Source organism: Massilia sp. GER05, from assembly GCF_052056005.1.
GTDB lineage: Bacteria > Pseudomonadota > Gammaproteobacteria > Burkholderiales > Burkholderiaceae_D > Telluria > Telluria orientalis.
Genome location: NZ_CP178858.1, coordinates 5,781,889 through 5,799,964, shown reverse-complemented (window position 1 = coordinate 5,799,964; position 18,076 = coordinate 5,781,889). Strand labels below are relative to the sequence as shown.

15 protein-coding genes are annotated in these 18,076 nt (G+C 66.9%); 13 read left to right on the top strand and 2 right to left on the bottom strand.

Annotated elements, in window-relative coordinates; translation table 11 throughout:
- The first annotated feature begins 139 nt into the window (after window positions 1–139).
- Together ACL58G_RS25590 and ACL58G_RS25585 are read left to right on the top strand one after the other, a co-directional pair.
- Window positions 140–3,298 carry a sensor domain-containing protein gene (locus tag ACL58G_RS25590; protein ID WP_440963607.1) on the top strand — a complete coding sequence of 1,053 codons (3,159 nt, stop codon included), beginning with the start codon at window positions 140–142 and terminating at the stop codon, window positions 3,296–3,298.
- Entirely contained in the window at window positions 3,267–5,594 is a 2,328-nt protein-coding gene (locus ACL58G_RS25585) for a molybdopterin cofactor-binding domain-containing protein (protein ID WP_440963606.1), read from the top strand. Before ACL58G_RS25590 ends, ACL58G_RS25585 begins: the two co-directional genes overlap by 32 nt.
- A gap of 33 nt (window positions 5,595–5,627) precedes the next feature.
- Here the strand turns inward: ACL58G_RS25585 and ACL58G_RS25580 are convergent, their stop codons facing one another.
- Window positions 5,628–6,056: a thioredoxin family protein gene (locus tag ACL58G_RS25580; RefSeq protein WP_413387675.1), complete on the bottom strand. Its 429-nt coding sequence runs from the start codon at window positions 6,054–6,056 to the stop codon at window positions 5,628–5,630.
- 62 nt (window positions 6,057–6,118) lie between these two features.
- Here ACL58G_RS25580 and tsaB point away from each other — a divergent pair, with 62 nt between their 5' ends.
- The 4 genes from tsaB to ACL58G_RS25560 are packed head-to-tail and all read left to right on the top strand — an operon-like array spanning window position 6,119 to window position 9,183.
- The gene (gene tsaB, locus ACL58G_RS25575) at window positions 6,119–6,868 is read left to right on the top strand and encodes a tRNA (adenosine(37)-N6)-threonylcarbamoyltransferase complex dimerization subunit type 1 TsaB (RefSeq protein WP_440963605.1); all 750 of its coding nucleotides are present in this window, start codon (window positions 6,119–6,121) and stop codon (window positions 6,866–6,868) included.
- Complete coding sequence (gene rimI / locus ACL58G_RS25570; protein ID WP_440963604.1) at window positions 6,865–7,326, top strand: ribosomal protein S18-alanine N-acetyltransferase; 462 nt, start codon at window positions 6,865–6,867, stop codon at window positions 7,324–7,326. The genes tsaB and rimI overlap by 4 nt, the downstream gene beginning before the upstream one ends.
- Window positions 7,323–8,258 (top strand): uracil-DNA glycosylase, encoded by a 936-nt coding sequence (locus tag ACL58G_RS25565; protein ID WP_440963603.1) that lies wholly within the window; start codon window positions 7,323–7,325, stop codon window positions 8,256–8,258. Before rimI ends, ACL58G_RS25565 begins: the two co-directional genes overlap by 4 nt.
- Window positions 8,242–9,183 (top strand): DUF1853 family protein, encoded by a 942-nt coding sequence (locus ACL58G_RS25560; protein WP_413387680.1) that lies wholly within the window; start codon window positions 8,242–8,244, stop codon window positions 9,181–9,183. The genes ACL58G_RS25565 and ACL58G_RS25560 overlap by 17 nt, the downstream gene beginning before the upstream one ends.
- A 179-nt stretch (window positions 9,184–9,362) precedes the next feature.
- Here ACL58G_RS25560 and lplT read toward each other — a convergent pair whose 3' ends face one another.
- Window positions 9,363–10,625 (bottom strand): lysophospholipid transporter LplT, encoded by a 1,263-nt coding sequence (gene lplT, locus ACL58G_RS25555; protein ID WP_413340052.1) that lies wholly within the window; start codon window positions 10,623–10,625, stop codon window positions 9,363–9,365.
- Window positions 10,626–10,762: 137 nt separating this feature from the next.
- Between lplT and alr the strand changes: the two genes are divergently transcribed.
- The 7 genes from alr to pstB all read left to right on the top strand — a co-directional run bounded on the left by alr (window position 10,763) and on the right by pstB (window position 18,036).
- Window positions 10,763–11,875, top strand: a complete 1,113-nt coding sequence (alr, locus tag ACL58G_RS25550) for an alanine racemase (protein WP_440963602.1) — start codon at window positions 10,763–10,765, stop codon at window positions 11,873–11,875.
- A 10-nt stretch (window positions 11,876–11,885) separates the two neighbouring features.
- Entirely contained in the window at window positions 11,886–13,265 is a 1,380-nt protein-coding gene (gene radA / locus ACL58G_RS25545) for a DNA repair protein RadA (protein WP_413387682.1), read from the top strand.
- A gap of 86 nt (window positions 13,266–13,351) precedes the next feature.
- Window positions 13,352–13,672: a PilZ domain-containing protein gene (locus ACL58G_RS25540; protein WP_440963601.1), complete on the top strand. Its 321-nt coding sequence runs from the start codon at window positions 13,352–13,354 to the stop codon at window positions 13,670–13,672.
- Between the two features lie 507 nt (window positions 13,673–14,179).
- Window positions 14,180–15,223, top strand: coding sequence for a phosphate ABC transporter substrate-binding protein PstS (pstS, locus tag ACL58G_RS25535; RefSeq protein WP_413340059.1), 1,044 nt, complete (start codon window positions 14,180–14,182; stop codon window positions 15,221–15,223).
- Between the two features lie 194 nt (window positions 15,224–15,417).
- Window positions 15,418–16,350, top strand: coding sequence for a phosphate ABC transporter permease subunit PstC (pstC, locus tag ACL58G_RS25530; protein WP_413389089.1), 933 nt, complete (start codon window positions 15,418–15,420; stop codon window positions 16,348–16,350).
- The gene (gene pstA, locus ACL58G_RS25525) at window positions 16,350–17,204 is read left to right on the top strand and encodes a phosphate ABC transporter permease PstA (RefSeq protein WP_413387684.1); all 855 of its coding nucleotides are present in this window, start codon (window positions 16,350–16,352) and stop codon (window positions 17,202–17,204) included. Before pstC ends, pstA begins: the two co-directional genes overlap by 1 nt.
- Window positions 17,205–17,229: 25 nt before the next feature.
- On the top strand, window positions 17,230–18,036 hold the full coding sequence (pstB, locus tag ACL58G_RS25520) for a phosphate ABC transporter ATP-binding protein PstB (protein WP_413340069.1): 807 nt from the start codon (window positions 17,230–17,232) through the stop codon (window positions 18,034–18,036).
- The last annotated feature ends 40 nt before the right edge of the window (window positions 18,037–18,076 follow it).

Genomic DNA, 18,076 nt, shown 5'->3' with positions numbered 1-18,076 from the left:
TATCACCGTGCGCGCACGCCTAAAAAGGTGTGACGTACGGCAACTGTTGCGTGCATAATCAAAAAAACATTAACTTATTGATTTACCACAGAAAGATGTCGTATCAGCCACAGGCTGACCGGCACCGCATCTCTCCGCCATGTCCTTCCTGTCCCGTGTCGCCCTGTCCGCGTTACCGTCGCGCCTCGCGCGGCTGTACGGCCGCTCGCTGTACGCCGCGCTGCTCGTGCTGGTGGCCGGCGGCCTGGCGATACCGGCCGTCGTGGGCGGCTACCTCATGATCGGCGTGCAGGAACAGCATGCGGCGCGCCGCGAGCTGGACGAGACCCTCCAGCGCAATGCCGACATCCTCGCCCTCGGCATGCAGGAATCGCTGTGGAACATGAACATCGACGCGGCCCGCTCGCTCGTCGATTCGCTGATGGGCGACCCGGCCGTCGTGCGCGTGCATGTGGGCGCGCAGGCGGAGGGCGATTTCATCGACCGCCGCGCGGCGGCCGCGCCCGGCGGCCACGTGCTGCGCGCCGAGCGCGAGGTCGTCGTGCACGGCCAGCCGATCGGCCACGTGACGGTCGAGATGGACGACAGCCTGAGCCAGCAATCGCTGCGCGCCAAGCAGGTGCGCTACGCGCTGGTGCTGGCGGTGCAGCTGGGCGTGTCGCTGCTGCTGATCCTGATGCTGCTGCGGCGCCGCCTGCTGGCGCCGCTGGGCACCCTGATGAGCTTTTCCGATCACCTGGCGCGCGGCCAGTTCGACGCGCCGCTCGCGCTGTCCACGAACGACGAACTGGGCCGGCTCGGCGGCCAGCTGGAGCACATGCGTATCGCGATCGGCGACCTGTTCCAGGACATCGCGCGGCGCGAGGAACGCTTCCGCACCATCGTCACGCAGGTGCCGGGCGCCGTGTTCCGTGCCCGGCCGGGTGGGCCGATCGACTTCGTCAGCGACGCCATCGAAGACATCTCCGGCTATCCAGCGGCTCACTTCATCGGCGCGCACACGGACCGCTGGGCCGACGTCATCTGCCCGGAAGACCGCAAGATGCAGCGGCACCTCGTCAAGGAGGCCGTGCTGGCCGTGCGGCCTTACGAGATCGAATACCGCATCACGGACGCCGCCGGCATCGAGCGCTGGGTGCTGGAGAGCGGCCAGCCGGTCGGCTTCGACGGCAACGCCGCGTTCTGGATCGACGGGATCATCTCCGACATCAGCGAGCGCAAATACAACGAGATGCGCATCGAGGCGCTGCTGGCCGAGCAGGGCGCGGTGCTGGACAACGTCATGTTCGGCATCATGTACGTGCGCGAGCGCCGCGTCGTGTCGACCAACCGCCGCTTCGACGAATTGTTCGGCTACGGCGAGGGCGAGCTGCAGGGCGATCCGATCGGCGTGCTGTTCCCGACCGTCGAGGATTACGTGCAGGGCATCGACGCGGCGGAACCCGTGCTGGCGCGCGGCGGCGATTTCGGCGACGAGCGCCAGTTCCGCCGCCGCGACGGCAGCCTGGTGTGGTGCACCGTGAGCGGCCGCGCGCTCGACCCGGAACGCCAGGACGACGGCAGCATCTGGGTGTTCGCCGATATCACGGAGCGGCGCCAGACCGAGGAAAAGCTGCGCCTGTCGGCCACCGTGCTGGAACACATCGCCGACGGCGTGATGGTGATCGACCTGCACGGCAAGATCGTCGCGACGAACCCCGCCTTCACGCAGATCACCGGGTACACGGAGAGCGAAGCGGTCGGCACGCATTCGAGCCTCACGCGCCTGGCGAGCCACGACGCCGGGTTCTCCGAGGCGCTGTGGACCGACCTGGCGGAGACGGGCTTCTGGCGCGGCGAACTCCTGAACCGCCGCAAGAACGGCGAGACTTACCTCGAGTGGCTGACCGTGTCCGCGGTGCGCGACGATGCCGACGCCGTCACGCACTACGTCTGCGTGTTTTCCGACATCACGAAGGTCAAGGAATCGCAGGACAAGCTGGACCACCTGGCGCACCACGACCCGCTCACGGGCCTGCCGAACCGCCTGCTGTTCCACGACCGCCTGCAGCACGCGATGGTGCGCGCGGCGCGCAACAACCGCCAGCTCGCGGTGATGTTCATCGACCTCGACCGCTTCAAGACCGTCAACGACACGCTCGGCCACCACGTCGGCGACGAGCTGCTGAAACAGGTGGCGGGCCAGCTGGCCGGGTGCCTGCGCGACGGCGACACGCTGGCGCGCCTGGGCGGCGACGAATTCATCGTGCTGCTGGAAGACGTCGACGGCGCCCACGGCGCGCGCCAGGTCGCGGAAAAACTGATGCAGCTGTTCGAGCGGCCCGCGCTCGTGTCGGATTACGAACTGTTCGTCACGGGCAGCGTCGGCATCAGCCTGTTCCCGCAGGATGCCGTCGACATGAACGTCTTGATCCGGAATGCCGACGTGGCCATGTACCAGGCCAAGGCGCGTGGCCGCAACGGCTACCAGCTGTATGCCCCGTCGATGGATGGCGACGGCGCCGAGCGCCTGCGCATGGAAGGCCTGCTGCGCCGCGCGATCGAGCGGGGCGAGATCCGCCTGCATTACCAGCCGCAGGTCGAGATCGAGACGGGCCGCCTGATCGGCGTCGAGGCGCTCGTGCGCTGGCACAGCGCGGAACTGGGCCATGTGCCCCCGGTGCGCTTCATTCCGCTCGCCGAGGACATCGGCTTCATCGGCCAGCTGGGCGCGTGGGTGCTGGAAGAGGCATGCCGCCAGGTGGTATGCTGGGAGACGGCCGGGCTGTACGTGCCGAAGGTGGCGGTGAACCTGTCCGGCCGCCAGTTCGACCGCGGCAGCGTGGCGCCGCTCGTCGCGCGCGTACTCGCCGACGCTGGCCTCGCGCCGCAGCGGCTGCAGCTGGAGGTGACGGAGTCCGTGATCATGAATACGGGCGACGCGCTCCAGTACATCAACGACCTGCACGCCCTGGGCGTGGAACTGGCGATCGACGATTTCGGCACGGGTTATTCGTCGCTCGCGTACCTGAAGCAGCTGCCGGTGCAGACATTGAAAATCGACCGCAGCTTCATCAAGGACATCGCTGCCGACAAGGACGACGAGGCGATCGCGGTCGCCATCGTCCAGCTGGGCAAGAGCATGGACCTCGCCGTGATCGCGGAAGGCGTGGAGACCGCCGAGCAGGCGGCCTTCCTGCTGCGCCACGGCTGCCGGCGCGCGCAGGGCTATCTGTACGGCCGGCCGGTGGAGCCGGCTGAATTGTTGGAGACATGGAGGCAGGACGATGCGGGACACGGGCGGACCAGGTTCGGATAAGGAGGACGGTGGTCCTGTACGCACCGTGCGCGGGGGCCGGCGCCGGTTCCTGCTGGGCGGCCTGGCCGCGGGCACGGCGCTCGTCGTCGGCTGGGGCGTCGCGCCGCCGCGCCAGCGCCTGCGCGCGACCGGGCCGGCTGCCGTGCGCGATGCCGGCGCCATCGCCCTGAACGGCTGGGTCGCGATCTCTCCCGACGGCACCATCGACGTCGTCGTCCCGCGCAGCGAGATGGGGCAGGGCGTGCACACGGCGCTGCCCATGCTGCTGGCCGAGGAACTGGACGCGCCGCTGGCAGCCGTGCGCGTCGTGCAGGCGCCCATCGACAAGATCTTCGCCAACCTCACCGTCCTGCGCGACACCCTGCCGTTCCATCCGGACGATGCCGGCAACTTCCAGCTGGGTGCGCGCTGGGTCGCGGGCAAGGTGGCGCGCGAGCTGGGCATCATGTTCACGGGCGGTTCGACGAGCGTGAAGGATGCGTGGCCGACGATGCGGACGGCCGGCGCCGTCGCGCGCGCGATGCTGCTGCGCGCGGCCGCCGAGCAGTGGAAGACGACACCGGAGACGCTGGCGACGCGCGACGGCATGGTGCTCCATCCGGACGGACGGCGCGCGCCGTACGGCCTGCTCGCGCAGCGCGCGGCTGCGCTGGGCGGCGACATCGATGCGGACGACGTCCGCCTCAAGACGCCCGCGGACTTCCGCCTGATCGGCAAGCCGGTGCCGCGGCGCGACGCGCCATCGAAGGTCAACGGGCGCGCGGTGTTCGGCATCGACGTGCGGCCGGAAGGCCTGCTGTACGCGGCGCTGCGCATGGCGCCCGTGCTGGGCGCAGGTGTCGCGGGGTTCGATGCGGGCAAGGTGGCCGCGCTGCCGGGCGTCGAGCACGTCGTCGACGTATCGTCCGCGCTCGCGCCGTTGTCCGGTGCGGGCGCCGGCGTCGCGGTCGTGGCGAAGGGCTGGTGGCAGGCGCAGCAGGCCGCGCTGGCGCTGCCCGTGCAGTGGACCGCGAGCCCGCATGCCGCGTTGTCGAGCGAGTCCGTGTTCGCCGGTTTTGCGAAGGCGCTCGATGAAGAATCGGGCCATGCGTATTTCGAGGCCGGCAGCCAGGACGCGGCCGAACTCGCGGGCACGCGCACCGTGCAGGCCGAATACCGCGCGCCCTTCCTCGCGCACGCGACGATGGAACCGCAGAACTGCACGGCGCAGGTCCTGGACGGGAAAGTGACGCTGTGGTCGCCCACGCAGGTCCCGAGCATCGCGGTGGACGTGGCGGCGAAGGTCGCGGGCGTCGCGCGCGAGGATGTGACCATCGAGGTGACGATGCTGGGCGGCGGCTTCGGCCGGCGCCTGGAGACGGACATGGTGGCGCAGGCCGTCGCCGTGGCCATGCAGACGCGCGGCCGCCCGGTGCAACTGCTCTGGACGCGCGAGGACGACACGGGCCACGACGTCTACCGCCCGGCCGCGCTGGCCCGGTACACGGCGCACGTCGGCGCCGACGGGCGCGTGCTCGCGTGGGACAGCAAGCTCGCGAGCGGCGCCATCGGCCACCAGTACTTCCCGCGCAACCTCGGCCTGCCCGGCGTCGGTCCGGACAAGACGACGGCCGAGGGCGAGTACGACCTGCAGTACGCGATCGCGAACCGCCGCAGCCGCCACGTGACCGTCGACAGCGTCGTGTCGATCGGGTACTGGCGCTCCGTGGGCCACTCGCACAACGCGTTCTTCAAGGAGAGCTTCGCGGACGAGGTGGCCCATGCGGCGGGGCAGGACCCGGTCGCGTGGCGGCGCGCGCTGCTGAAGGACCATCCGCGCCACCTGGCCGCGCTGGACGCGGCGCTCGCGCGTGCGGGCACGCCGGCGGAGGGCCGCGCGCACGGCGTCGCCGTGCACCAGTCGTTCGGGACCGTGGTGGCGCAGGTCGCGGAAGTGTCGGTGCAAGACAAGGAGATCCGCGTGCACAAGGTCGTGTGCGCCGTCGATTGCGGCCTCGTCGTCAATCCGAACATCGTCGCGCAGCAGGTCGAGTCGGGTGTCGTGTTCGGCCTGTCGGCCGCGCTGGCGGGGGAGATCACCTTCAGGGACGGCCAGCCGCAGCAGACGAATTTCGGCGATTATCCCGTGCTGCGGATGGCGCAGGCGCCCGAGGTGGAGACCGTCATCGTACCGAGCGCGGAACCGCCGGAAGGCATGGGCGAACCCGCGGTGCCGCCCGTGGCGCCGGCGGTGGCGAACGCCGTATTCAAATTGACGGGCCAGCGGTTGCGGACATTACCGTTGCGACTGTCGTAGGGTGGGTACCCCTGTGCCCGTCCCACCCGCTACCTAATCATCGGCGTTGGCGAACAGCGTGCGCAGGTTGCACTCGCGCTGCCATGCCTGCCGTTCCGGCGTGGAGGCCGCCTGGCGCGTGAGTTCGTCGCCGCTCAACTCCGCCTGCGCCTGGATCAGCCGGTCCGCGACTTTCGGATCCGGCAGCATCGTGCCGAAGAACGCGACGGCATCGCCGCGCTGCACGAGCAGCGTGGGAAAATTTTCGACGTCGAGGTCGCCGACGACGTCGGCCTGGTCTTCCACGTCGATCCAGACGAACGTCTTGTCGGGATGGCGCGTGGCCAGGCCGTCGAACGCGGCGCGGTAGGACGAGCAGGTGCCGCACCAGGCAGCGCACAGGCAGGCGACGATCCAGCCGTCGCCGTGGAGGGCGGCGGCAACCTGGTCGCGGGTATCGGGATCGAGGGTCAGACTGGACATGGGCGCGATTCTACAACGGTTCCGCGCTTTTGGCTGGCCGGGCCGCCGGGTTACAATACGCCATGCCTATCATCCTCGCCATCGAAACCTCGTCCGAGCTGGCGTCCTGCGCGTTATTGAACAGCGCGGACGGCGCGGACACCTCCGGATTGCCCCACGTATTGACTCGCGTATTGACCCGCGAATCGTCCGGCGTCCGCACGCATTCGCAGTCCGTCCTGCCCATGGTGCAGGAACTGCTGCGCGACGCCGGCATCGCGCTGGCCGACTGCGACGCGATCGCGTTCGGCGCCGGTCCGGGTTCGTTCACGGGCGTGCGCACGGCGTGCGGCGTGGCGCAGGGTCTCGCGTTCGGCGCCCGCAAACCGGTGCTGCCGCTGGTGACGCTGGAAGCGATGGCCGAGGCGTGCCGCGCACGCACGGGCGCGTCCGACGTGCTCGCCGTGCTGGATGCGCGCATGGGCGAAGTCTATTGGGCGCAGTACCGCTGGACCGGCGCCTGGCAGGCCGTGCGCGCGCCTGCGCTGAGCGCGCCGGGCGCCGTCGCGCCGGAGATGGTCGAAGGCTTGACTGCCTGCGGCAACGGGTTCGCGGCGTATCCGGAAGCCTTCGCGGATGCGCCGTTCGTGGCCGGTGCGCACAGCGACATCCTGCCGCATGCGCGCGAATTCGCGGTGCTGGGCGTGGCCGCGCTGGCGGCGGGCCGCGCGGTGCCGGCCGACGAGGCGCAGCCGCTCTACCTGCGCAACAAGGTCGCGTACACGAGCGCGGAACGCCAGGCCATCAACGCGGCCAGGGCGGAGGCGCGATGACCGACGCCGCGCACCTGGAACTGCGCCCGATGGTCGTGGGCGACGTCGACGAGGTGCATGCCCTCGAATGCAGCGTGTTTCCGCATCCGTGGAGCCGCGCGAATTTCATGGACTCGCTCGCGAGCGGCTACGATGCCTGGGTGCTGCGCGACCCGGCGGGCGCGCTGGCCGGGTATTTCCTGCTGATGTATGCGCTGGACGAAGCGCACCTGCTCGACGTGGCCGTCGCGGCGCCGCTGCACGGACGCGGCGTCGGGCGCTACCTGCTGGACCGCATCGCGGCCAGGTCGCGGGCAGAGCGCATGGCGTCGATCCTGCTCGAGGTGCGGCCGTCCAACACGCGCGCACTCGAGGTGTACCGGCGCTACGGCTATGAAGAGATCGGCCGCCGCAAGGGCTATTATCCCGCGCACGAAGGGCGGCGCGAGGATGCGATCGTGATGAGGTATGTGTTATGAACGGTGTCAGCGAACGCGACGCCATCTTCCTGAACGAGATGGGCCTCGGGCCGCTGTGGCAGTTGCGCACGGCGCCGCCGCGCGAGGTTGCCCCGCAGCCGACGCCGCTGCAGCCGGTGGCGCAGTCGGCGTCCGCGCTGGCGCCCGTCGCCGCGGCCGTCGTCGAACCGCCCGCGCCGGTCGCGCGGCCGCCACGGCCCGCGCCGGCGGGGCCGCGTCCGCCCGGCCCGACGCCGCTGCAACCGGTCGCGCAATCCGTATCCGCGCTGGCGCCGCCGGCCGACCACGATTCCGCCTGGGACGATGCCGCGTTGCCGAGCGATGCGACGCCGGAAGAAATCGCGGCCATGGACTGGGACCAGCTCGCCATCGCCATCGCCGCGTGCCGGCGCTGCAGCGCGTGCCGCGAAGGGCGCGCGCCGGTGCCGGGCACGGGCGCGAAGCAGGCGCGCTGGGTCGTCGCGGCCGGCGCCACGACGGCTGCCGATGAAAAGGCGCGCGTCCCGCTCGCGGGCGATTCCGGCAAGCTGCTGGACAATATGCTGGCCGCCGTCGGCATGGGCCGCGAGCGCGACGTCTACGTGACGAACCTCATCAAATGCCGCCCGACGACGCCGAACGGCGGCGAGCGCGCGCCCACGCCGCAGGAGGCGGCCGCGTGCCGTCCCTACCTCGAACGCGAGGTGGCGTTGACGGGCGCGGAGACCGTGCTGACCCTGGGCCAGATCGCCGCCAACACCTTGCTGGGCCGCGCGCTGCCGGAGCCGCTGGCCGGCGCGCGGGGCGGCGCTCACGCGCTGGAGACGGGCGGACGCACGGTGAACCTGGTGGCGACCTTGCATCCGGGCGAACTGCTGCGGCGCGGTGCCGACAAGGCCCTCGCGTGGGCCGACTTGTGCAGGGCAAGGAACGCCCGTGCGCGCTCAGGCTGACACGTACCAGGCGCTGTTCGAACGCCGCTGGCGCCATCTGCGGCGCGCGCGGGTGCGGGCGCTGGCCTGGCTGCTGGACGCCCCGGACCTGCTCGACATCCACGACCCGCACTGGGAAGGCCGCATCGCGACGCTCGGTCCGATGACGGAAGCCACGGCGCGCTGGCTGGCCGAACTCGATGCCGATCCGGCGCCGCTGGACGCGGCACTCGGTTCGAAGATGTATACGCGCCTCGGCCTGTACGCGGAAAAGCTGATGGCCTTTTATTTCGCGCACCAGGGCCGCCTCGTCGCGCACGGCCTGCAGGTACGGGCCAGCCGCAACGACACCGTCGGCGAGTTCGATTTTCTGCTGGATGCGGGCGAGGGTGCCGAACACATCGAGTTCGCCACCAAGTTCTACCTGCTGCAGGGCGATGCCGCGACGGGCTTCGACACGTTCGTCGGTCCGAACCTGGCCGACAGCCTGGGCCGCAAGATGCGCAAGGTGTTCGAGCGCCAGCTCGAGCTGGGCCGCCACCCGGCCGCGCAGGACGTATTGCCGCGGCCCGTCGTCGCGGCGCGCGCGCTCGTCAAGGGCTGGCTGTTTTACCCGCGCGGCACGTACCAGGCCATGCAGGGCATCACGGCGGGCCACTGCCGCGGCTTCTGGTGCGCACTGGAAGAACTCGACGCCTTGCCCGGCGATCGCTTCCTGATCCTGCCGCGCCTGCAATGGCTGCCGCCGTTCCGCGCGCAATCGGCGGTGTGGATGCTGGACAAGGCCCAGCTGGCCGCGGAACTGGAAGACCACTTCATGGCGTCAAGCGCACCCGTGCTCGTGGCGCTCGTGCGCGAAGAGCCGGACAACATCGTGGAAGTCGAACGGGGCTTCATCGTCCCGAACGACTGGCGCGACCGCGCCAACGCCCGCCTGCACCCCTGACCGGGGTCAGACCTCAAGATTCGGGGTCAGAGCACATTTCGGCGCACTGTCTTTTCGGCATTGTTTGACGCCGCGCGCCCGCATGCAGGCCCTCGCGCGATCACGGCTTGCGCATCGCTGCCCGTACCGATCAATTTCTCGAAAAAGTGCTCTGACCCCGAATTGCCGAATTGGCTGGATCAGTGCTTGTGCTCGCCGATCAGCGCGAGCGAGTCGTGCTCGCGCTGGTTCGCCGCATGGCGGCGGCCGATCAGCCACATGATGCCGGCCAGCGACATGCCGAACAGGACGATGATGACGTCCAGGTCCAGGCTCAGCGTGATCATGATGGCGTACAGCGCCAGCATGGTGAGGATGGAGAGGTTTTCGTTGAAGTTCTGCACGGCGATCGAGTGGCCGGCGCTCATCAGCACGTGGCCGCGGTGCTGCAGCAGGGCGTTCATCGGCACGACGAAGTAGCCGGACAGGAGGCCGATGAGCAGCAGGAGCACGACGGCGATCGGCAGCGAATACACGATCGTCATCGAGGTCACGACGAGGCCCATGATGATGCCGAGCGGAATCACGGTCAGCGATTTCTTCAGCGGGATCATCTTCGCCGCCATCGCCGCGCCGATCGCGGACCCGATGGCGACGACGCCGATCAGCCCCGTCGCCTTGTCGAGGGACATGTGCAGCGAGCGCTTGGCCCATTCCAGCACGATCAATTGCAGCGTCGCGCCGGCGCCCCAGAACAGCGTCGTCACGGCCAGCGAGATCTGGCCCAGCTTGTCTTTCCACAGCGTGGCGGAGCAGTCGGCGAAATCGGCGATCAGCTTGGCCGGATTGCGTTCCTGGTGCTCGTAGCGGGCGCCGGTGTCGGGGATACGCAGGTTGAAGCCGGCCGCCAGCGCGTACACGCCGATCAGCACGGCGAGCTGGGCCTTGGTCGAGGAGTTGATGCCGGTGTCGATATAGGGCACGTCGAGCGTCATCAGCCAGGCGCTGCCGTGGGCACTGACGAGGGCGCCGCCCATGGCCGCGCCGAGGATGATGGACATGACGGTCAGGCCCTCGATCCAGCCGTTGGCCGCGACGAGTCGTTCGGCCGGCAGCAGCTCGGTCAGGATGCCGTATTTGGCGGGAGAGTAGACGGCGGCGCCGAAGCCGACGACAGTGCAGGCGATGAGGGGGTGGGCGCCGAAGAAGATCAGGCAGCAGCCGAAAACCTTGATTAAATTGGCGGTGAACATCACCCGTCCCTTGGGCATTGAATCGGCAAACGCGCCGACGAATGGTGCCAGGAGGACGTAGAACAAGACGAACGACAGCTTCAGCAGCGGAGTAAGCGAAGCCGGGGCTTTCATCGCCGTTAGCAGACCGATCGAGACAAATATCAGCGCGTTGTCTGCCAGCGACGAGAAGAACTGCGCCGCCATGATGGTATAAAAACCACGGTTCATTCGAAAGGTTCAAAAAACTGGATGGGTTGCTTTATACCATGAAAGACCGGTTCGCCCAAGGAATCGACAATACGGCATTTCACTGCCGGGAGTAAAATAAACCTTTCGTTCTCAGCCGTCGCCCCCATCTGAAAGCCATGCCACGTCCCCTGCACGCCACCATCCACCTCGACTCCATGCAGCACAATCTGGCCCGTGCGCGCGCCTGTGCGCCGCAGGCGAACGTCTGGGCGGTGGTGAAGGCGAACGCGTACGGACACGGTCTGGAACGGGGCATGCGCGGCTTCGCGCAGGCCGACGGCCTGGCCCTGATCGAAACGGAAAGCGCGCTGCGCCTGCGCGAGCTGGGCTGGGCGAAGCCGATCCTCTTATTAGAGGGAATCTTCGACACGTCGGACATCCCCTTGCTGGCTGAACATAATGTCAACAGCACGGTCCATTGCATCGAGCAGGTCAAGATGCTGGAGTACACCCAGCTCTACCGTCCCATCGACGTGCACCTCAAGATGAATACGGGCATGAACCGCCTCGGCTTTCAGCCGGACGAGTTCGCGGCGGCCTACCAGCGGCTGCGCGCTATCCCGGGCATCCGCAACATCACGTTGATGACGCATTTCGCGAACGCGGACGAGCTGGAGCATCCGCGCCTGTCGATCGGCGAGCAGGTACGCCGGTTCCGGCTGGGCGCGGACGGCTTGCCGGGCGAGCGCAGCCTGTCGAATTCCGGCGGGGTGCTGCACACGGCGGAGCTCGTCCAGGAATTGCAGAGCGACTGGGTGCGCCCCGGCATCATGCTGTACGGCGGCACGCCTGGTGGCCGCTCGGCCAAGGACTACGGGCTGTTGCCGACGATGACACTGAAATCCGAAGTCATCGGCATCCAGCACCTGGAGCAGGGCGACAGCGTGGGCTACGGCAGCCGCTTCCAGGCGGACCGCGCGCTGACGGTGGGCATCGTCGCCTGCGGCTATGCGGACGGCTACCCGCGCCATGCCGAGCACGGCACGCCCGTGCTGGTGGACGGCGTCCGCACGACGCTCGTCGGCCGGGTGTCGATGGACATGATGGCCGTCGACCTGTCGCCCATTGCGAACGCGCGCGTGGGCAGCAAGGTCACCCTGTGGGGCGACGGTCTCCCGATCGACGAGGTGGCGCATGCCGCCGGCACGATCGGCTATGAGTTGATGTGCGCCGTGGCGCCGCGCGTGCGCGTGGCCGAGGCGCCGCTCGGGTGCGATCCCATTTTATAACCAAGGAATCATGGCTAAACCCCGTACCAGTTTCGTCTGCAGCGATTGCGGCAGCGTCGCCAGCCGCTGGACCGGCCAGTGCGCCGATTGCAAGGCCTGGAACACGATGACCGAGCAGGTCGAGACCGCCGGCCTGAATCGCATGTCGCAAACGCCGCACATGCATAAGAGCCTCGCGCAAACGGCCCCCGTGCTGTCGCTCGCCGACATCGAGGCGATCGACGTGCCCCGCTTCGGCACCGGCATCGACGAATTCGACCGCGTGCTGGGCGGCGGCCTCGTCGCGGGCGGCGTCGTGCTGATCGGCGGCGATCCCGGCATCGGCAAGTCGACCTTGCTGCTGCAGGCGCTGGCGAACCTGGCCGCGGCGCGCAGCACGCTGTATGTGTCCGGCGAGGAATCCGGCGCCCAGATCGCCCTGCGCGCGCGCCGGCTGCAGGTCGAGGCGAAAGACCTGAAGCTGCAAGCCGAGATCCAGCTGGAAAAAATCCTCGGCACCATTGCCGACCTCAAGCCGGAGGTCGCCGTCATCGACTCGATCCAGACCGTGTACTCGGATGCGCTGACGTCGGCCCCCGGTTCCGTCTCGCAGGTGCGCGAATGCGCGGCGCAGCTCACGCGCGTGGCCAAGCAGACGGGCGTGACGATCATCCTCGTCGGCCACGTGACGAAGGAAGGCGCGCTCGCGGGGCCGCGCGTGCTGGAGCACATCGTCGACACCGTGCTGTATTTCGAAGGCGATACGCAGAGCAGCTTCCGCCTCGTGCGCGCCATCAAGAACCGTTTCGGCGCCGTCAACGAGCTGGGCGTGTTCGCGATGACGGAAAAGGGCCTGAAGGGCGTGTCGAACCCGTCCGCACTGTTCCTGTCGCAACACGACAACCAGGTGCCCGGTTCCTGCGTGATGGTGACGCAGGAGGGCACCCGGCCGCTGCTGGTCGAAGTGCAGGCGCTCGTCGACGCGAGCCATTTGCCGAACGCGCGCCGGCTGTCCGTCGGCCTTGAGCAGAACCGCCTCGCGATGCTCCTCGCGGTGCTGCACCGTCATGCCGGCATTGCCGCGTTCGACCAGGACGTGTTCATCAACGCGGTGGGTGGCGTCAAGATCACGGAGCCTGCGGCCGACCTGGCCGTCCTGCTGGCGATCAATTCATCGATGCGCAACAAGGCGCTGCCCCGCGGCCTCGTCGTGTTCGGCGAGGTGGGCCTGGCCGGCGAGATCCGTCCCGCCCCGCGTGGGCAGGAGCGTTTGCGCGAGGCGGCGAAGCTGGGCTTTTCCGTCGCCGTGATCCCGAAAGCCAATGCGCCGAAGCAAAAGATCGAGGGGATGACCATTGTGGCCGTCGAGCGGATCGATGAAGCGTTCAGCAAGCTGCGCGAGCTCGACTGATCACCTTAACGTGAATAGCGGTAACACGCAAGATTATCGTTTGCACCTATAATGCCCCTCGTTTTTAAAAGATTCACAGGCTTATCGTGGCAATAGATCAGAGGCAATCCGCACGCAAGATCCTGAAGGTGCGGGCAGTCCTGGCGATGGAGGGCCAGCCCCCCGCCCAGGGACGTACATCCGACATCGGCTCCAATGGCGTCAGCATTACCGTGCCGCATCCGCTGCAGACGGGGCAGACGGGCCAGGTCGGCTTCGACCTGCTCGTCGACGGCACGCCGTTTCCCCTGCATGCGCGCGTCAAGGTGATGTATTGCATTTTCAGCAATGGCGAGTTCAAGGCCGGGTTGCAGTTCATGAACCTGGACCTGGCGGCGATGAGCCAGGTGTCACGCTTCCTGCGCTGATTCATTGGCCGGTTGACAAGAAAAGCGGCGGGTGCCTTGGGCCCCGCCGCTTTTTCTTTGATGAGACCTCTGCGGCCCCCAATGCTATTCGTGATAGCGGTCGTGCAACCTTTGTGAACTGCCGATGCCTTCGGAAATCACCCCATACAGCACGAGGACGACCATCCCGGTCAGCATGCCTGTAATGAATAACATACCGTTCGAACGCCGTTGAGCGCTCCCCCCTATCTGTCATTCGAGATTGTAGGACTACTCCTCCATATTGCATGAACACTTTCAAATTAGCATAAGAAAGAGTATTTACAAGGCGCTTTTTCTCGACCTCGGAAGAGGGTAGAGCCGTAGATTGTGACAGCGGTCGAAGGGCTGTGTGACATGTTATTTCGGGCGGTCACATTATGCGCCGCGCATGTCATATGGCCAGGCTGGCCATGTCATAAAGCCGTCATATTTCCTCACTACACTGCGCAGCATCAACCGTGTCACACCTAACCAAAGGACCTTGATATGCGCATGAAGCAACTGCTGGCAACCATCATCATCGGCACCACCGCCGCGTTCGCGAGCACCGCGACCCTGGCTGCCGACATCACCGGTGCTGGTTCCACCTTCGCCTACCCGATCTATTCGAAATGGGCGGAGATGTACAAGAAGACCAGCGGCAACGGCCTGAATTACCAATCGATTGGCTCCGGCGCCGGCATCAAGCAGATCAAGGCCAAGACCGTCGATTTCGGCGCATCGGACATGCCGCTGTCGGTCGAAGACCTGAACGAGGCGGGCCTGGTGCAGTTCCCGACCATCATGGGCGGCGTCGTCGCCATCGTCAACCTGGACGGCGTGGCGCCGGGCCAGCTGAAACTGACCGGTCCGGTCATCGCCGACATCTACCTGGGCAAGATCGCCAAGTGGAATGACAAGGCGATCGCCGCGCTGAATCCGGGCGTGAAGCTGCCGGCCGAAGACATCACCGTCGTGCACCGCGCCGACGGCTCGGGCACCTCGTTCCTGTTCACGAACTACCTGTCGCAGACCAACCCGGACTTCAAGGCGAAGATCGGTGCCGGCACCGCCGTGAAATGGGCTGTCGGCGTGGGCGGCAAGGGCAATGACGGCGTCGCCGCCAACGTCCAGCGCATCAAGGGCTCGATCGGCTACGTCGAATGGGCATATGCCAAGAAGAACAAGCTGGCCCATACCCAGCTGAAGAACCGCGACGGCAATTTCCTGCAGCCGGACGACGACGCGTTCAAGGCCGCCGCCGCCAACGCCGACTGGGCCAAGGCACCGGGCTTCGGCGTGGTGCTGACCGACCAGCCCGGCAAGGCCGCATGGCCGATCGTCGGTGCGACGTACGCAATCATGCACAAGTCGCAAGCCGATGGCGCCAAGGGCAAGGAAGTGCTGAAGTTCTTCGACTACGCGTTCAAGAACGGTGCTGCCGCCGCCGCTGAACTGGACTACGTGCCGATGCCGGCTGCGACCACCAAGCTGGTGGAAGACGCCTGGAAGGCCAACCTGAAGGATGCTTCGGGAAAAGCGCTCTGGTAATTGAGCAATACCCGACACGTGGGTAGCGCCGCTCCCACCTCCCGGCGCGAGGTCGGGCAGGTGGGAGTGGCGCGTTTTTGCTTCTAGGTAATAAATTGGACAAACACATGAACGCACACCCCGCGCTCGCCGCCGACGAGGCCGGCCAGGCCGCGTTGCAGGAAGAAGCCCGCAACGTCGCACTGCGCAATACCATGCGCGTGCAGCGCATCCAGGACTTCATCTTCCACAAGGTGACCCTGTTGTTCGCCGCCAGCGTCCTGATCGTCCTCGTGGGCATCATCATTTCCCTGGCGATCGGCGCGGCGCCTGCGTTCCGCGAATTCGGCGCGTCCTTCCTCACCACCAACGAGTGGGATCCCGTCAACGACAAATTCGGCGCGCTGATCGCCATCACGGGTACGCTGGTCACGTCGATCATCGCGCTGCTCGTTGCCTTTCCCATCAGCTTCGGCATCGCGCTGTTCCTCACCGAGATCTGCCCGGCCTGGCTGCGCCGCCCGATGGGCATGGCCGTCGAACTGCTGGCCGGCGTGCCGTCGATCATCTACGGCATGTGGGGCCTGTTCGTGTTCGCGCCGCTGTTCGGCGACACCATCCAGCCGTTCCTGAAAGAGACGCTCGGTGTGCTGCCGTTCATCGGCCCGTTCTTCCAGGGGCCGACGATGGGCCTGGGCCTCCTGACCGCCGGGATCATCCTTGCCGTGATGATCATCCCGTTCATCGCGTCCGTGATGCGCGACGTGTTCGAGATCGTGCCGGCCGTGCTGAAGGAATCCGCATACGGCCTCGGCTGCACGAAATGGGAAGTCGTGCGCAAGATCGTGCTGCCGTACACCCGCGCCGGCGTGGTCGGCGGCGTGATGCTGGGCCTCGGCCGCGCGCTGGGCGAGACGATGGCCGTCACGTTCGTCATCGGCAATGCCAACGACATCAAGCTGTCGCTGTTCGCGCCGGGTAATTCGATTTCCTCGACGCTGGCCAACGAATTCGCCGAAGCCAGCTCGCAACTGCACGTGTCCGCGCTGTTCGCGCTGGGCCTGATCCTGTTCGCCATCACGTTCATCGTGCTGTCGGCCGCCAAATTGATGCTCGTCGGGATGTCCCGCAAGGAAGGGGTGAAGTAATGGATGCCGTTGTCAATTCCGTGTATCGGCGCCGCCTGCTGGGCCATCGCATCGGCATCGCGCTGTCCGTGCTGGCGATGGCCGTCGGCCTCGGCTTCCTGCTGTGGATCCTGGAGACCCTGCTGGTCAATGGCTTCGGCGCACTGTCGCACACGCTGTTCACGATGGACACGCCGGCGCCGGGCAGCCCGGGCGGCCTGCGCAACGCGATCGTCGGCAGCCTCATGATGGTAGGCCTGTCCACGGCGATCTCGACGCCGGTCGGCATCCTGGCCGGCATCTATCTCGCCGAGTACGGCCAGAACAACAAATTCGCCGCCGTCACGCGCTTCGTCACGGACATCATGCTGTCGGCGCCGTCGATCGTGATCGGCCTGTTCGTGTACGCCCTGTGCGTGGCGCGCTTTGGGCATTTCTCCGGCTATGCGGGCACGATCGCGCTGTCGCTGATCGCGATCCCCGTCGTCGTCCGCACGACCGACAACATGCTGCACCTGGTGCCGAACAGCCTGCTGGAAGCGGCGTTCGCGCTGGGCGCGCCGCGCTGGAAAGTGGCGACGATGGTGCGCCTGCGCGCCGTGAAGGCGGGCGTGGTGACCGGCGTGCTGCTGGCCGTGGCCCGCATCGCCGGCGAGACGGCGCCGCTGCTGTTCACCGCGCTGAACAATCAGTTCTTCAGCCTCGACATGAAACAGCCGATGGCCAACCTGCCGGTGGCGATCTACCTGTTCGCGATGAGTTCGTACGAAGACTGGCGCAGCCTCGCCTGGGGTGCCGCCCTGCTGGTGACGTTCAGCGTGCTGCTCCTGAATATCCTGTCGCGGACCCTGTTCCGCCAAAAGAACCCGCAATAAGTTGACGAAGATCCCAGATCCCATGATGACCCAGACCCTGTCCACCCCGTCGCAAACGACGCAAGGTTCGAAGCCCAAGACCAAGACCATCGAGATCTCCGGCCTGGACTTTTATTACGGCAAGACGAAGAGCCTGAAGAACGTCAACCTGGACGTCCACGACAAGCAGGTCACCGCATTCATCGGTCCGTCGGGCTGCGGCAAGTCGACCTTGCTGCGCACGCTGAACCGCATGTACGACCTGTACCCGGGCCAGCGCGCGGAAGGCGCCATCCTTTACCGCGGCCGGAATATCCTGGAGCCCGGTGTCGACGTGAACATGTTGCGCGCCAAGATCGGCATGGTGTTCCAGAAGCCGACGCCGTTCCCGATGTCCATCTACGACAACATCGCGTTCGGCGTGCGCCTGTACGAAGACCTGTCGAAAGGCGAGATGGACGAGCGCGTGGAATGGGCGCTCAAGAAGGCCGCGCTGTGGACCGAAGTGAAGGACAAGCTGAACAAGAGCGGCCTGTCGTTGTCCGGCGGCCAGCAGCAGCGCCTGTGCATCGCGCGCGGCGTCGCGGTGAAGCCGGACGTGCTGCTGCTGGACGAGCCGACGTCGGCGCTGGACCCGATCTCGACGTCGAAGATCGAGGAACTGATCAGCGAACTGAAGGGCGACTACACGATCGCCATCGTCACGCACAACATGCAGCAGGCCGCACGCTGCTCGGACTACACGGCGTACATGTACCTGGGCGAACTGGTGGAATTCGGCGAGACCGACCAGCTGTTCCTGAACCCGGTGCGGAAAGAGACCCAGGATTACATCACCGGCCGCTTCGGTTGAGCGAGGGGAGGCTCTACAACCTACTGCGCGTTGCAGGGCC

Excerpts from the sequence above, each read along its gene's own strand:
- tsaB (WP_440963605.1), top strand. The coding sequence starts at position 6,119 with ATGCCTATCATCCTCGCCATCGAAACCTCGTCCGAGCTGGCGTCCTGC.
- ACL58G_RS25565 (WP_440963603.1), top strand. The coding sequence starts at position 7,323 with ATGAACGGTGTCAGCGAACGCGACGCCATCTTCCTGAACGAGATGGGC.
- ACL58G_RS25580 (WP_413387675.1), bottom strand. The coding sequence starts at position 6,056 with ATGTCCAGTCTGACCCTCGATCCCGATACCCGCGACCAGGTTGCCGCC.
- pstS (WP_413340059.1), top strand. The coding sequence starts at position 14,180 with ATGCGCATGAAGCAACTGCTGGCAACCATCATCATCGGCACCACCGCC.
- pstA (WP_413387684.1), top strand. The coding sequence starts at position 16,350 with ATGGATGCCGTTGTCAATTCCGTGTATCGGCGCCGCCTGCTGGGCCAT.
- rimI (WP_440963604.1), top strand. The coding sequence starts at position 6,865 with ATGACCGACGCCGCGCACCTGGAACTGCGCCCGATGGTCGTGGGCGAC.
- lplT (WP_413340052.1), bottom strand. The coding sequence starts at position 10,625 with ATGAACCGTGGTTTTTATACCATCATGGCGGCGCAGTTCTTCTCGTCG.
- pstC (WP_413389089.1), top strand. The coding sequence starts at position 15,418 with ATGCGCGTGCAGCGCATCCAGGACTTCATCTTCCACAAGGTGACCCTG.
- radA (WP_413387682.1), top strand. The coding sequence starts at position 11,886 with ATGGCTAAACCCCGTACCAGTTTCGTCTGCAGCGATTGCGGCAGCGTC.
- alr (WP_440963602.1), top strand. The coding sequence starts at position 10,763 with ATGCCACGTCCCCTGCACGCCACCATCCACCTCGACTCCATGCAGCAC.
- ACL58G_RS25585 (WP_440963606.1), top strand. The coding sequence starts at position 3,267 with ATGCGGGACACGGGCGGACCAGGTTCGGATAAGGAGGACGGTGGTCCT.
- pstB (WP_413340069.1), top strand. The coding sequence starts at position 17,230 with ATGACCCAGACCCTGTCCACCCCGTCGCAAACGACGCAAGGTTCGAAG.
- ACL58G_RS25590 (WP_440963607.1), top strand. The coding sequence starts at position 140 with ATGTCCTTCCTGTCCCGTGTCGCCCTGTCCGCGTTACCGTCGCGCCTC.